Origin of the sequence: Paenibacillus sp. UNC499MF, assembly GCF_900107975.1 — a bacterium.
In the GTDB taxonomy this organism is placed as follows: Bacteria; Bacillota; Bacilli; order Paenibacillales; family NBRC-103111; genus Paenibacillus_F.
Genome location: NZ_FNVF01000001.1, coordinates 352,975 through 365,567, shown reverse-complemented (window position 1 = coordinate 365,567; position 12,593 = coordinate 352,975). Strand labels below are relative to the sequence as shown.

10 protein-coding genes are annotated in these 12,593 nt (G+C 53.1%); 1 reads left to right on the top strand and 9 read right to left on the bottom strand.

The window, feature by feature from the left end; translation table 11 throughout:
- Window positions 1-3 precede the first annotated feature (3 nt).
- The 8 genes from mraY to mraZ all read right to left on the bottom strand — a co-directional run bounded on the left by mraY (window position 4) and on the right by mraZ (window position 10,426).
- The gene (gene mraY / locus C4S74_RS01585; RefSeq protein WP_103993616.1) at window positions 4-966 is read right to left on the bottom strand and encodes a phospho-N-acetylmuramoyl-pentapeptide-transferase; all 963 of its coding nucleotides are present in this window, start codon (window positions 964-966) and stop codon (window positions 4-6) included.
- A 175-nt stretch (window positions 967-1,141) separates the two neighbouring features.
- Complete coding sequence (gene murF, locus C4S74_RS01580) at window positions 1,142-2,512, bottom strand: UDP-N-acetylmuramoyl-tripeptide--D-alanyl-D-alanine ligase (RefSeq protein ID WP_374755389.1); 1,371 nt, start codon at window positions 2,510-2,512, stop codon at window positions 1,142-1,144.
- Between the two features lie 50 nt (window positions 2,513-2,562).
- On the bottom strand, window positions 2,563-4,050 hold the full coding sequence (locus C4S74_RS01575; RefSeq protein WP_103993614.1) for a UDP-N-acetylmuramoyl-L-alanyl-D-glutamate--2,6-diaminopimelate ligase: 1,488 nt from the start codon (window positions 4,048-4,050) through the stop codon (window positions 2,563-2,565).
- Between the two features lie 100 nt (window positions 4,051-4,150).
- Entirely contained in the window at window positions 4,151-6,103 is a 1,953-nt protein-coding gene (locus C4S74_RS01570) for a stage V sporulation protein D (RefSeq protein WP_103993613.1), read from the bottom strand.
- 85 nt (window positions 6,104-6,188) lie between these two features.
- Window positions 6,189-8,426 carry a penicillin-binding transpeptidase domain-containing protein gene (locus C4S74_RS01565; RefSeq protein WP_258042351.1) on the bottom strand — a complete coding sequence of 746 codons (2,238 nt, stop codon included), beginning with the start codon at window positions 8,424-8,426 and terminating at the stop codon, window positions 6,189-6,191.
- Window positions 8,427-8,557: 131 nt separating this feature from the next.
- A complete protein-coding gene (gene ftsL, locus C4S74_RS01560; protein ID WP_103993611.1) occupies window positions 8,558-8,980 on the bottom strand; it encodes a cell division protein FtsL in 423 nt (140 codons plus the stop codon).
- Window positions 8,981-8,993: 13 nt separating this feature from the next.
- Complete coding sequence (gene rsmH / locus C4S74_RS01555; RefSeq protein ID WP_103993610.1) at window positions 8,994-9,944, bottom strand: 16S rRNA (cytosine(1402)-N(4))-methyltransferase RsmH; 951 nt, start codon at window positions 9,942-9,944, stop codon at window positions 8,994-8,996.
- A gap of 44 nt (window positions 9,945-9,988) precedes the next feature.
- A complete protein-coding gene (gene mraZ / locus C4S74_RS01550) occupies window positions 9,989-10,426 on the bottom strand; it encodes a division/cell wall cluster transcriptional repressor MraZ (protein ID WP_009671842.1) in 438 nt (145 codons plus the stop codon).
- Window positions 10,427-10,672: 246 nt separating this feature from the next.
- Here mraZ and C4S74_RS01545 point away from each other — a divergent pair, with 246 nt between their 5' ends.
- Window positions 10,673-11,188, top strand: coding sequence for a hypothetical protein (locus C4S74_RS01545; RefSeq protein ID WP_103993609.1), 516 nt, complete (start codon window positions 10,673-10,675; stop codon window positions 11,186-11,188).
- Between the two features lie 160 nt (window positions 11,189-11,348).
- Here the strand turns inward: C4S74_RS01545 and C4S74_RS01540 are convergent, their stop codons facing one another.
- Window positions 11,349-12,467 carry a DUF4349 domain-containing protein gene (locus tag C4S74_RS01540; RefSeq protein ID WP_103993608.1) on the bottom strand — a complete coding sequence of 373 codons (1,119 nt, stop codon included), beginning with the start codon at window positions 12,465-12,467 and terminating at the stop codon, window positions 11,349-11,351.
- Window positions 12,468-12,593 lie beyond the last annotated feature (126 nt).

Below are 12,593 nucleotides of genomic sequence, written 5' to 3'. Positions count from 1 at the left end.
TTGCTACAACACCTCATTCATGTATAGTCCCAGTGCCGCCAAAACAAGACCTGCTGCCCAGAAAGTGGTGACAACCCGCCACTCGGACCAGCCGACCAGTTCAAAGTGATGGTGAATCGGGCTCATTCTAAAGACGCGTTTGCCTGTCGTTTTAAAGGAAATAACCTGGATGACAACCGATAAGATCTCAATCAGAAAAACGCCGCCGATAACCGCAAGCAGAAGCTCCGCTTTGGTCATGATCGCTACGGCTACCAGCCCCCCGCCGATTCCCAGCGAACCGGTATCGCCCATAAATACTTTTGCCGGGTGCGCATTGAACACAAGAAATCCGAGAACGCCGCCCACCATGGCCGCGGAAAAGATAGCCGCTTCCGGTTGAGTATTGTTCATCGCGATGATCGTAAAAGCGCCGAACGCAATCGCGCTCGTACCCGCAAGCAGCCCGTCAAGGCCGTCCGTAAAATTGACCGCATTGGATGCTCCGAGCATCAGGATCGTCATCAGAGGGAAATACAGCCAGCCAGTGTCGAAGGAGACGTCCAGCACGGGTACGAACAAAGATGTGCTGTGACCGGACGTAACAAGCAGCACGCAGACGACCGCGGATACGACCAGCTGGCCGATGAGCTTCTGCTTGGCCGTAAGGCCGAGAGAGCGCTTGAACACAATTTTGATATAGTCATCGAGAAAACCGACGAGTCCGTATCCAAGCGAGGCGATCAGCAAAATCCAAAGCTCGGTGTTGCTGTCGGCAAACCGGAGCGCCGCAATCGCGAGCGCGATCAGGATGATAATGCCCCCCATGGTCGGCGTTCCTTGTTTTTTCTGATGGCTTTGCGGGCCTTCCGTACGAATGGTCTGTCCGAACTTCAGTCTCCGAAGAAGCGGAATGAACAGAGGGCCCATGATAAGAGCGAGCAGAAATGCGACTCCCATCGTGAATAAGATCACTTTTAACTCCACGTTTGATATCCTCCTACAAGCTCTCCTGCCGGAAAGCTGCTCCGTGTTTCGATTCGGGTATAGAGACGGCAAGCGGTTAAGCCTGCCGATTCAGCAGCTGCCGGTCCATGCCGGATGAGTTTGCTCTTCTGCTTCTCTGACGGCGGCAGACGCCGCCAGGTTGCGGCGCCTCCGCCTATTTTGCGAGAAGCGCCTCCGCCACTTCCTCCAGCTTCATCCCGCGGGACCCTTTAATGAGAAGAAGATCCCCCGGTATTAATGCGGCCTGGAGCTCGGCGATTAATTCCGCTTTATCTTCAAACCAGCGGACACGATCCGGGCCGAACGATTCTTGCGCGGCTTCCGCGATCTGCCTGCCGAGCGGCCCGTAAGCATATACGCCTGCCAAAGCGCCGGGCGACAAAAGGGAGCCGATCTCCCGGTGATACCGGACCTCATCCTCGCCCAGCTCCAGCATATCGGCAAGGACCACATACTTGCGCGGATATCCTTCCAACTGCTCGACGAGCCGGATGGACGCCTTCATGGAGCTTGGGGAAGCGTTGTAAGCATCATTGAGTACGGTCACTCCGCCGGGGGTAAGAAGTTTCTCGATTCTCATGCCGGTCATCTGCATGCCGGCCAGCCCTCTGCGTATGTCCGCATCGGGAACTCCCAGTACGGTGCCGACGGCGATAGCCGCCAGCGCGTTGTCGACATTATGTTCGCCAAGAAGCGGAATATAGTACTTCTGCGCATCCTTGTCGCTTTCCGAACCGCGCGGATTGATCGAGAAATGGGTGCCCTCCCCGTCCATTTGGATAAAAGTCGGGTACAAATCGTTCGTATGACCGCGTCCGAAACGGATCTGGCTTAAACGTGCGGGCTGCTTCATTTCCGGAAGCACGAGCGGCAGAAGCGGCTCATCCCCGTGGAACACATAGGTGCCGCCGTCTTTGAGGCCGCTGAGAATTTCCGTCTTGGCGCGGGCAATCTCCTCGCGGGACCCGAGCTGCAGCAGATGAGCGTCCCCGATCATCGTAATGACCGCGATATCCGGCTCGGCGATTTCGGAGAGCAGCTCGATTTCTCCGCGCCCGCTCATGCCCATTTCGACCACGGCCACTTCCGTCGTGCCGTCAAGCTGGAGAAGCGTCAGCGGCAGTCCGATGTGATTGTTCAAGTTGCCTTTGGTTCTGTGTACGTTGTATACCGTACCGAGGACAGCCCCCATCATATCTTTCGTCGTTGTTTTGCCGTTGCTGCCGGTAATGCCGACCACTTTAACGTTCAAGGTTTTCCGGTACGCGTGCGCAAGCTTCTGCAGGGCGGAAAGCGTATCGTCTACCAGAAGAAGCGGCAGTCCTTCGGGGCGGCCTTCCTGCCGGCTTTCCAGCCACAATGCGGCCGAAGCGCCTTTGGCGGCGGCATCCGTCGCGAATTCGTGCCCGTCGAAGCGTTCTCCGACGAGCGGAACGAACAGGCTTCCGGGCGCGATCGTACGCGTATCTGTGGATACCGCGTCAATCAAGATCCCGCCGGCGCCGTTCTCCGTACCCCGCGGCATCAGAAGCTTCGCGCCTGCCAGCTCGGCTATAGCCGTTAAAGGAAGCTTTTTCATGAATGTAACCTCCTTAAGGCGGCACGGGCTATCAGCCTGTCATCGAAATCGTGCTTGACCCCGGCGATATCCTGGTAGGTTTCATGTCCTTTTCCCGCTATCAATACTACATCGTGAGGGCCTGCCTCTTCAATAGCCTTTTGGATCGCTTCCGGTCTGTCGACAAGAAGCTTGTAACGGCTCTCGTCCAGGCCCGCTTCGACCAGCCCGGGAACGATGTCGAGCAGGATCGCGCCGGGATCTTCCGTCCGCGGATTGTCCGAGGTGACATACACGTCGTCGCTAAGTTCCCCCGTCACTTTTCCCATGAGAGGACGCTTCGTCCGGTCACGGTCACCCCCGCATCCGAATACGCATCTGATCCGCCCCTGGGCGAATTCGCGTATGGAACCGAGCGCGTTCCGGAGACCGTCGGGCGTGTGCGCGTAATCCACCAGGACGAGAAACTCCTGGCCTTCATCGACAATCTCCATGCGCCCGTCCACTCCCGGCATCGTGCCGAGGCTTTCCCGGATTTGGGACAGAGAAAGTCCTTCGGCAAGGGATACGGAAATGGCTGCCAGCGCATTATAGACGTTAAACAAGCCTACGAGCTTCATGCGCATCGGCTCCGTTCCCGCAAAGGAAACCACATCGAATTCCGTTCCTTTGGCCGTAATGCGTATGTTGGATGCTCTGACGTCGCAATCCCGGTTAACTCCGTATGTAATGACTTCGGCCGCGGTCAACTTGGCCAGACGCTCCGCCGAAGGGTCATCCGCGTTTAACACCGCATACTGTTTATCTCCGGCGTCCCCTGTAAACTCGTTCCCCATGCGTGAGAACAGAAGTCCTTTGGCCGCCTCATATTTATCCATCGTTTCGTGATAATCCAGATGATCCTGCGTCAAATTTGTAAAAACGGCTCCGCGGAAACGGACGCCTTTGACCCGGCCCAGATCAAGCGCATGGGAAGACACTTCCATGACACAGTAGTCGGTGCCTTCGTCCGCCATAAGCCCGAAGGTGCGCTGCAGATCGGAAGCTTCCATCGTCGTGCGTTCCATCGGGATAAACTCCGAACCGATCTTGGCGGAAATCGTTCCCATGAGCCCCGTCCGGAAGCCCTGGTCCCGTAATATATGCTCGACCAGAAAACTTGTCGTCGTTTTGCCGTTCGTCCCCGTGATGCCGATCACTTTCATCTTCCGGCTCGGATACCCGTACACGCAGGCCGACAAAACCGACATCGCGTATCTGGCATCCTTAACGATCAACTGCGGAACATCAAGGTCCAGTTTCCGTTCCGTCACAAGCGCTGACGCCCCGAGATCTACCGCCTTCGGAGCGAAGTCGTGGCCGTCGGATACGAATCCGGGCACACAGACGAATAAATCACCGGGGCGTACTTGACGGGAATCGGTAGCGATGCCTGATATTTCTGTTGTCTCTTCACCTATGAGTTGACAAATTAAAAGCTGAGAAGCCAATTCCTTCAGCTTCATGTCAAATCGCCTCCCACCATTGGCACGTTTCATTTGCTATTCTATGTGTTCTTTCTATCAGTATGGACAAAAGCCTGACAAGAAAGAAGCGCCGAAACAATCAGCGCCCCTCTTTTTTGTCCATAGCGCCTTCCGGCGGATTAGATAAGTATACACGAATTGTTGAACCCCGGTCTACTCTCGTCCCCGGCTTCGGCGCCTGGCTGATCACCGTATTTCCCGTGCCGGACTTGGCAATCAGGAAGTCGGAATTCAGGTCTTCGTAGATATCCTGAACGGTGGCTCCCACCAGATCGGGCACTTCTACAATCGGCGTTTCGCCATATTTATATTTTTTGGCCAGCTGGTTTTTGTCCGGCTCCACTTTCATATACCGGAGCGCATCCTGCATGATGCTTTTGACCAGCGGCGCTGCGATCAGGCCGCCGAACTGGATGCCCTGGGGATCGTCGACAGCGGCATAAACAACCACCTTCGGGTTGTCGGCCGGAGCGAATCCGATAAAAGACACGATATGCTCATTCGGCGAATAGCGGCCGTTCACGACTTTCTGGGCCGTCCCTGTTTTGCCGCCGACCCGGTAGCCGTCGATGAACGCATTGCCGCCGGTTCCTTTCGCCACGACGCTTTCCAGCGCCTCGCGGACCTGCTTCGACGTCGCTTCCGAGATTACGGTATCCACCAGCTCCGGTTTGACCGTTTCTATCACACGCCCCGTTTCGGGCTCGATCCATGATTTGGCGACATGCGGCTTGAATAACTTACCCCCGTTAATCGCCGCCGAAACGGCTGAAATCTGCTGAATCGGCGTTACGGAGACGCCCTGTCCGAAAGCTGTCGTCGCAAGCTCGACCGGCCCCACCTGAGAAGGTCTGAACATAATTCCGTTCTCTTCTCCGCCGAGGTCGATTCCGGTTTTTCTTCCGAAGCCGAAACGCTTGATATAGTCGAACAGTGTTTCTTTTCCCAGGCGCTGTCCCAGCACGACAAAACCGGGGTTGCAGGAATTTTCCACAACTTCCAGGAACGATTCGCTTCCGTGTCCGCCCCGTTTCCAGCAGCGCAGCCGCGCTCCGCCGACTTCGATGGCGCCCGGATCATGGAATCTTTCGTTTTTCAGATCGACTTTCTTCTCCTCCAGCGCGGCGGCCAGCGTAATGATTTTGAAAGTCGAGCCGGGCTCGTACGTCATCCAGATCGGAAGATTCCGGTTATATGTCTCGACCGGGTATTCCGCGAAGTTTCCGGGCTCGTAAGTCGGCCGGCTGCCCATCGCGAGAATCTCGCCGTTGTTCGGATCCATCATGATGGCGATGGCATGCTTCGGCTGGTATTTCACCATAGCCTGGTCCAGCTCCCGCTCAAGCACCGCCTGCAAATGCTGGTCGATCGTCAACTGCAGGTTCAGACCGTCTTTCGGCTCACTATACTGTTCGGTGGAACCCGGCATTTTGCGATTGGCAGCATCTGCCAGATAAGAAACATTGCCTTTGATACCGGTGAGAAGCTTATCATACTTGCTCTCCACACCCGTCAGTCCCTGATTGTACGTTCCCGTGAAACCGAGAATATGCGCCGCGAGACTGCCGAACGGATAATAACGGCGGTTATCCCCCGCTACCACGATACCGGGCAGGTTCAGCGCTTTAATCTCCTGCGCTTTCTCCAGCGTAATTTTCCGTCCGGCGGGCTTGATCTCGTTGATGCGCTCCCGCTTCGTAATCTGCTTGTAAATCGAATCGACGGGTGCCTGTAAAACTTCCGCAAGCTTGGCCGCCGTTGCATTCGGATCTTTAAGCTGGACCGGGATGGCCATTACGGACGGCGTGCTGATGTTATACGCCAGTTTCTCCCCGTTTCGGTCCCATATCTCGCCGCGGTTGGCCGCAAAGGGAATCTCCCTCCGCCAGGAATCCTCCGCTTTGGCCGACAAGCCGGGGCCGAGCCACAGCTGTACGTACGCCAGCCGGATGATCAGAGCGGCGAACAAGACCGTTCCCAAAATGAGTGCGGCGAACAACCGGCGCCGCACGGTAAAGCTGGACACTCGCATGGATACGCTCCCCTTCCAGACAAGTCATGACCGTTCTTCTCATGACTATTCCGAACAAGCAGGGGATAGAACAGGCACGTCCGACTTATTCGGACTTTTCCGGGACGGCCTGCTTCTCTTCCGGCGGCGTTAGGACTTCTCCCCCCAGAGGCTGAAGCTGCAGCGTAAGCACGCGTTCCGTGCCCTCGCCCTGCAAAGCCTGGGAGACTACGTAGCCTTCGCCGGTGCTGGCGGTGCGGATGCCGAGCAGCGCGCAAAGCTCGAGCGCGTCCCGCAGCGCCTTGCCCTTCATATCCGGTACCGCGATCTCCGCGGGCGCCTGCATGGCAAGGTATACCCGCTGGTAAGGACCGATCTCGGTGCCGGCTTTCGGGTACTGGGCTACAACCTTGGCCCCCTGGCCTACGGTTTCGATGTCCACTCCGGCGCGTTCCGCCGCGGCTTTCGCCTGGGCGGCCGTCATATTGCCGAAGTCCAGCGCCTTCTGCGTGGACGTTTGAACCGGCGTGACCTGCGCCTGCTGCTTGCTGGACGGGATCCGCAAGTAGCGGAGCGAGTTCTGCATGATTTCTTTGAAAGCCGGAGCCGCCACATAGTGGCCGAGCAGGTAGTTATTTCCAAGCTCCGGCTCGTCGGCGATAATGATAAGAACGAACTGCGGATCTTCGACCGGCGCAAAGCCGGCAAAGGAAATGACCCACTTGTTGGCCGCATAGCCTTTCTGCCCGGGGATAACCTTATTGGCGGTACCGGTTTTCCCTGCGATCCGGTAGCCTTCGATGTAGGCGTCTTTACCGGTCCCCACAACCTGATCCGCTACGACCTGTTCCAGATATTCGCCCACTTTTTTAGCCGTCGCTGCGCTGACCGGCTGCCCGACGACTTTAGGCTCTATTTTCTGGATAGGCTGCTGGGTCTTCGGGTCGATAATTTCCTTCACGACATGCGGCCACATCAGCTTGCCGCCGTTTGCGATCGCTCCATACGCGGCCGCTTCCTGAATGGCCGTTGCCGTCAATGCTTGTCCGTACGTGGCCGCCGCATAGTCGACTTCATAGGCAAGGTTCGTCTGTCCGGCAACTTCGCCGTACAAATCGATATTTGTTTTTTTGCCGAAACCGAACCGGTCTATATAATCCTTCAAACGCTCGACGCCAAGCATTTTATAGCCCAAATTGACAAAAGCAACGTTACTGGACCTTTTCAGCCCCTCTATGTACTTAATAGGCCCCCATCCGATTCTGTTGTGATCATAAACCGGTTTTCGGCCGGGAACTTGTACGGATCCCGATTTAAATTTAGCTTCCGGATCAAAAATCCCCTCCTCCACCGTAGCCGCCAGTGTTACCAGCTTAAACGTGGAACCCGGCTCGTACTGGGACTGAACGTTGTGATTGGTCTGGTCTCCGCCCTTCCAAAATTCATTCGGGTTGTAATTCGGGTAACTGGCCATCCCCAAAATTTCCATCGTCTTCGGATCGGCCGCAATCGCCATCAGGCCTTTCGGATGCCATTGATCCATAACTTTAGAGAGAGCGTTCTCCATATAATATTGGATGTTTTTGTCGATCGTCAGCTTAACGTGATTCCCGTTAACGGGAGGCACATAAACGGATTTGCTTTGAACGAGCTCGACACCGTTCTTATCGCTGTTGTAGCTGAGCGAGCCCGGTGTTCCTTTGAGCTGGTCGTCCAGCTGCGCTTCGATGCCCATGCTCGCTTTGCCTTCACGGTTTGTATACCCGAGGATGTGCGCGGCCAAAGAATTGCCCGGGTAATAACGCTTCTTCCCGGTCGTCAGATAAATCCCCACATCGGCCTGCGTCCCGTATTTCTTTTTATCTTTATCATTCAGTTTCTGCTGGAGCGTCTTGACGAGTTGCTGCACCTGATCGGCCTTCGCTTTGTCGATGTTTTTGCCTTCGTTATTGACCTCGACATTAACAAGATACGCATCCTCGGGCTTCGGCTCTTTTTTCGCGTCTTTCTTGTTGTCTTTCTTGTCATCCCCGGCCGCATTCGTTGTACTTGATTGAGCAGCCGCGGGGTCTACCGCTCTTTTTTTCGTAGCCAAGCCTTTGATTTTGTCGGACAGGTCGGGAGAATCCGAGTTGTCTTTCAAAATTTCCGTCAGTCCGGCCGTTATATCGTCCGCGAGACCTGTCAGGTAGATTACTTTCGGATTCAGCGAAACCGAATAGGCCGGAACCTCCTCGGCCAGAATCCGGCCTTCCCGGTCAAGAATCTTGCCCCTCTCGGCCGGTACGACTCTGTCCGTTTCCCACCTTTTCTCCGCTTCGTTAAGAAGTTTGCTCGCGCTCACTCCCTGGATCCATAAAATCCGGCCTAAAAAAACAATAAAAAGAAGGGTAAAAACCCCTCCAATTAGTAGTGAGCGCATTTTCATTTTCTTGACCATGTACGTCCCCACCTCAAATCGAAATTACCTGTCCGCTAGCGACCCGCCGCGACGGAACTTTTCTTATCTATGGAGGCTTGACCCGAGCCAGGCGTCACCTGTCTGACCTGATCGTCACCGGCAGGCTTGAGCCCTTTTTCTTTCGCGATGGCTTCAAGTCTTTCCGGGTCCTTCAGCTTCTGAACTTCCTGCTGGTTGGCATCGTTCTCCGCTTTGAGCGTTGTGATATCTGTCTTCGCCGTCTTAATTTCGCTGTTGATCTGATAGATGGTTGTGTAGCGCCATACGATGCCCGTCGCAACGAGCACACAGACTATAACCAGAAGCAAATACAGGAGCTTCTCTCCAACAGGCAGCGGCTTGTTTTTGACAATCACTTTCTTCGTTTCCCGTACGGTCACGCGTTGACTGGTTGCTGTCGACTTTTCGGCTAAATTTCCTTGGATATATCCCGGCATAAATTCCTCCTGATTACAGCTTTTCTGCGATTCGTAATTTGGCTGATCTGGCTCTGGTATTGTGTTCGAGTTCAGCAGAACCTGCTGTAATCGGCTTCCGGTTCACAAGCTTCACCACGCCGGTGTTTCCGCATACGCACATAGGGAAATCCGGAGGGCAGGTGCACCGACCCACATAGCTGCTAAAAATTTGTTTACATATACGATCCTCAAGCGAATGGAACGTAATGACGGATATCCGTCCGCCGGGAGCCAGGCAGCGCACCGACTGATGCAGCGCGTCCTCGAAAGCCCCCAGCTCGTCGTTGACGGCAATCCGCAAAGCCTGGAAGCTTCGTTTGGCGGGGTGCCCGCCGGTTCTCCGCGCGGCTGCGGGGATGCCTTCCTTGATGAGCTCGACGAGCTGGCTTGTCGTTTCGATCGGGCCGGCGGCCCTGGCTCGTACAATCGCGCCCGCTATACGGCGGGAAAATTTCTCTTCCCCGTATACGAACAAGATGCGGGCGATCTCAGCTTCCGGCCACTCGTTGACGATGATCTTGGCGGTAAGCTCCGAACTGCGGTCCATGCGCATATCCAATTCGGCTTCCTGGTGGTAACTGAACCCTCTTTCCGCCTCATCGAGCTGAGGCGAGGAGACTCCAAGGTCAAACAAAATTCCGTTCACCTGCGGAGCCCCGTCACGGAATGCTCTCGGCTCATCCCGGAGCACTTCTTCAATCCGGCGAAAATTCGTTTTGACAATTTTGACCCGGTCCCGGTAGGGCGCGAGTGTATGCTCGGCGTTCGCAAGTGCCGCATCGTCCTGATCCAGAGCTATCAGAAGACCATCGGGTCCCAGTCTGGAGGCGATTAAGGAACTGTGCCCCGCCCCTCCCAGCGTACAATCCACGTATACGCCGTCAGGTTGTATGTGTAGACCGTCTACTGCTTCTTCTTTCAAAACGGTGATGTGATGAAACAAACCCAATTCCCTCCCTAAGTAACTCGCAGAGCTTACTCGTGATGTTATAAGTCAAAATCGAAATCAACCAGTTTCTCGGCAATTTCGTTAAAAGACTGTTCCGACTGCTCAAAATAGCTTTCCCAAACCGACTTGCTCCAAATCTCGACTCGATTGGAAACGCCGAGCACCACGCAGTCTTTCTCGAGTTTGGCATGCTCCACCAGGTTGTTCGGAATATTGACCCTTCCCTGCTTGTCCAGCTCGCTTTCCGTGGCCCCCGAAAAGAAAAAACGCGTAAAAGCGCGCGCATCGGCTTTCATAAGCGGCAGTGCTTTCAGCTTCTGTTCAAGAACGCTCCACTCAGACTTAGGGTACACAAACAAACATTGGTCCAAACCGCGGGTGACGACAAAGGATACTCCGAGGGCTTCGCGAAATTTAGCCGGTATAATAAGCCGGCCCTTCTCGTCAATGTTATGCTGGTATTCCCCCATAAACATTGACCCTCACCCCTTTCGCCCCACTTTGCACCACTTTTCTCCACTTCAGTATGTTTACTTCTTCATTTACACGTAAAATCCTTCTCAGAAGCATAAATCGGTTAAAATTAATTTTTCTCATTTTGTGGATAAGTCGGCTGTAAAAACAATATCAAGCATAATTTAAATCACCGGTAAGAAAAACATTGACAAGAATCAACTATAATATTATGTTTTATTTAGTAAATATTGGGAGGTAAGTAAAAATTGAAATCATTCATCATTCTAGCAAGCAGTATTGTGACATTAGCCATACCCTCACTCGTTTCAGCTCATAGCGACGAAAAAATACCATACGAAGTAAACATAGCTACTAGCAATTCAGAAGTGAGTAAAATCAATGCTGACTTAGTTACACCCACTGCAAGTTCCGGTTGGCAGACAAAGAATGGGGTTACTGCAAGGGTTTATACAGATCGAACCGCTACTTATCCCGCAAGTGATTCGTACATAGGAATTACTGCTGAAAAATCAAGTCCAGGAGCAACATACTACGAGCTAGTGCTTGGCAAGAAAACTGGTTCAGATAGTTGGGTACAAGTTTGGTCAACTAGCGGAACCTTTGCTTCTTCCTCCACCGGTCAATATAAAGTTGATATTGATAATATCGTTAGCAAATACAGCCAGGGTACATTTATGGTTCGTTTAAAAATATATGCCTACGGCGACTGGGATACTTGGCTTGGGGACTGGGAAACGGAGGAATTTGTTGTTTTAAATTAATAATATCTACCATCCAACAATATCTTTCGTTAATATGAATTAAATAATTAAAAGTGGTTGTGCAGGAAGTTTACCTGTACAACCACTTTTAATTATTTAATCAAAAAGCAATTGTAAATATTTAATGCTCGCCATAACTGTCTTCGTATGCTCCTGAATTTCACTTTTCTTCTATGGCTTCATCGTTTTCATTTGTTAATGGACTACTGTTAACTTTGTCTGATTGTTGTTCCGAATTTATAGCTTTATCCGTCTGCTTATCGTCAAGTTCTATAGATAGATTCTTCTGTTTGAAGAAACCAGTTCGCTTTTTTCTTTTCAATATTATTTTATAAACTGGCAATCCCAAAAGTAAAGCCACAACAGCAACAGGCAAGAGTGCAGCGAGAAAAATAAGAGATGCTTTCAATACAGTAAACATTATTTTACTGCTATTCATAAATGTACTTCCGATCTGCTTTCCGAAAGGCGTTCCGCTCCCTTTTAAAAGAGAGCCTTCTTTCGGCTGAACCAGCTTCAGCTCTACAGTCGAATATTCCACGTTCTGATCCAGAAAACGCATCCGCCCCTGGATCCGTTCAATCTCTTCCTGGACTTTGCCAAGCTCCGCCGAAAAGGCGAGCAGCTCGTCGGACTTCGTCGCCTTCTCCATAAAAGCCAGCAGCCGGGACTCCACGACCTTTTTCGCTTTAAGCCGGGAAGTCAGGTCCACGTACTCCTCCGTCACGTCCTGACCCGTTATGTTTCTCTGCCGGGTAGGGCTGATTTTCTCGATTCCGTCGAGAAGGGAAGAGAAACCTCCCGCCGCCACTTTGATGGTAAACGTACCCCCTATTTCGGAAGACGTATTGTCTTCGGTGAACTGCAGGATATACGCGCCGCTCGCAGTGACCAGCTCACGCAGAGCCTTCTGCGCTTTGGAGTAGTCCTCTACTTCGGCTGTGAGATTTCCCTTGTAGATTACCTTGCGGTCAAATCCGTCCGCGGCTGCCGGAGTTATGGATGGATTAACGGCGGCTGGTGCCGGGGAAACGGTATTTCCGTCGGCTTGCTTGGCCGTGCCTTCTTTCTTCATTAATTCCGTGTTCGCGGAAGTTGCTGCAGAGGCTCCCGATTTCTGATCGGCCGTCGAAACCAACTTATCCGCAGAGCTGCATCCCGTCAAGCTCGCACCTATGAGCAGTGCCGCGATCAATCCCCTCGCTACCCTAAAGCTGTCCGTTTTGCCGTCCCTGACCCTGTTCCGCTTCCTTCCACCTGCCGGATAATTATTTGTCATAAGACCCCCTATGGTTATCCATATTTTTCTATTTCATTTCTTTTGACGCATTCTGATCCGGGATGTTGCAAACAGAAAGGTAAATTTTGTATTTGTTTTGCTGCATTTTCAGCCGTTTGCCGCACA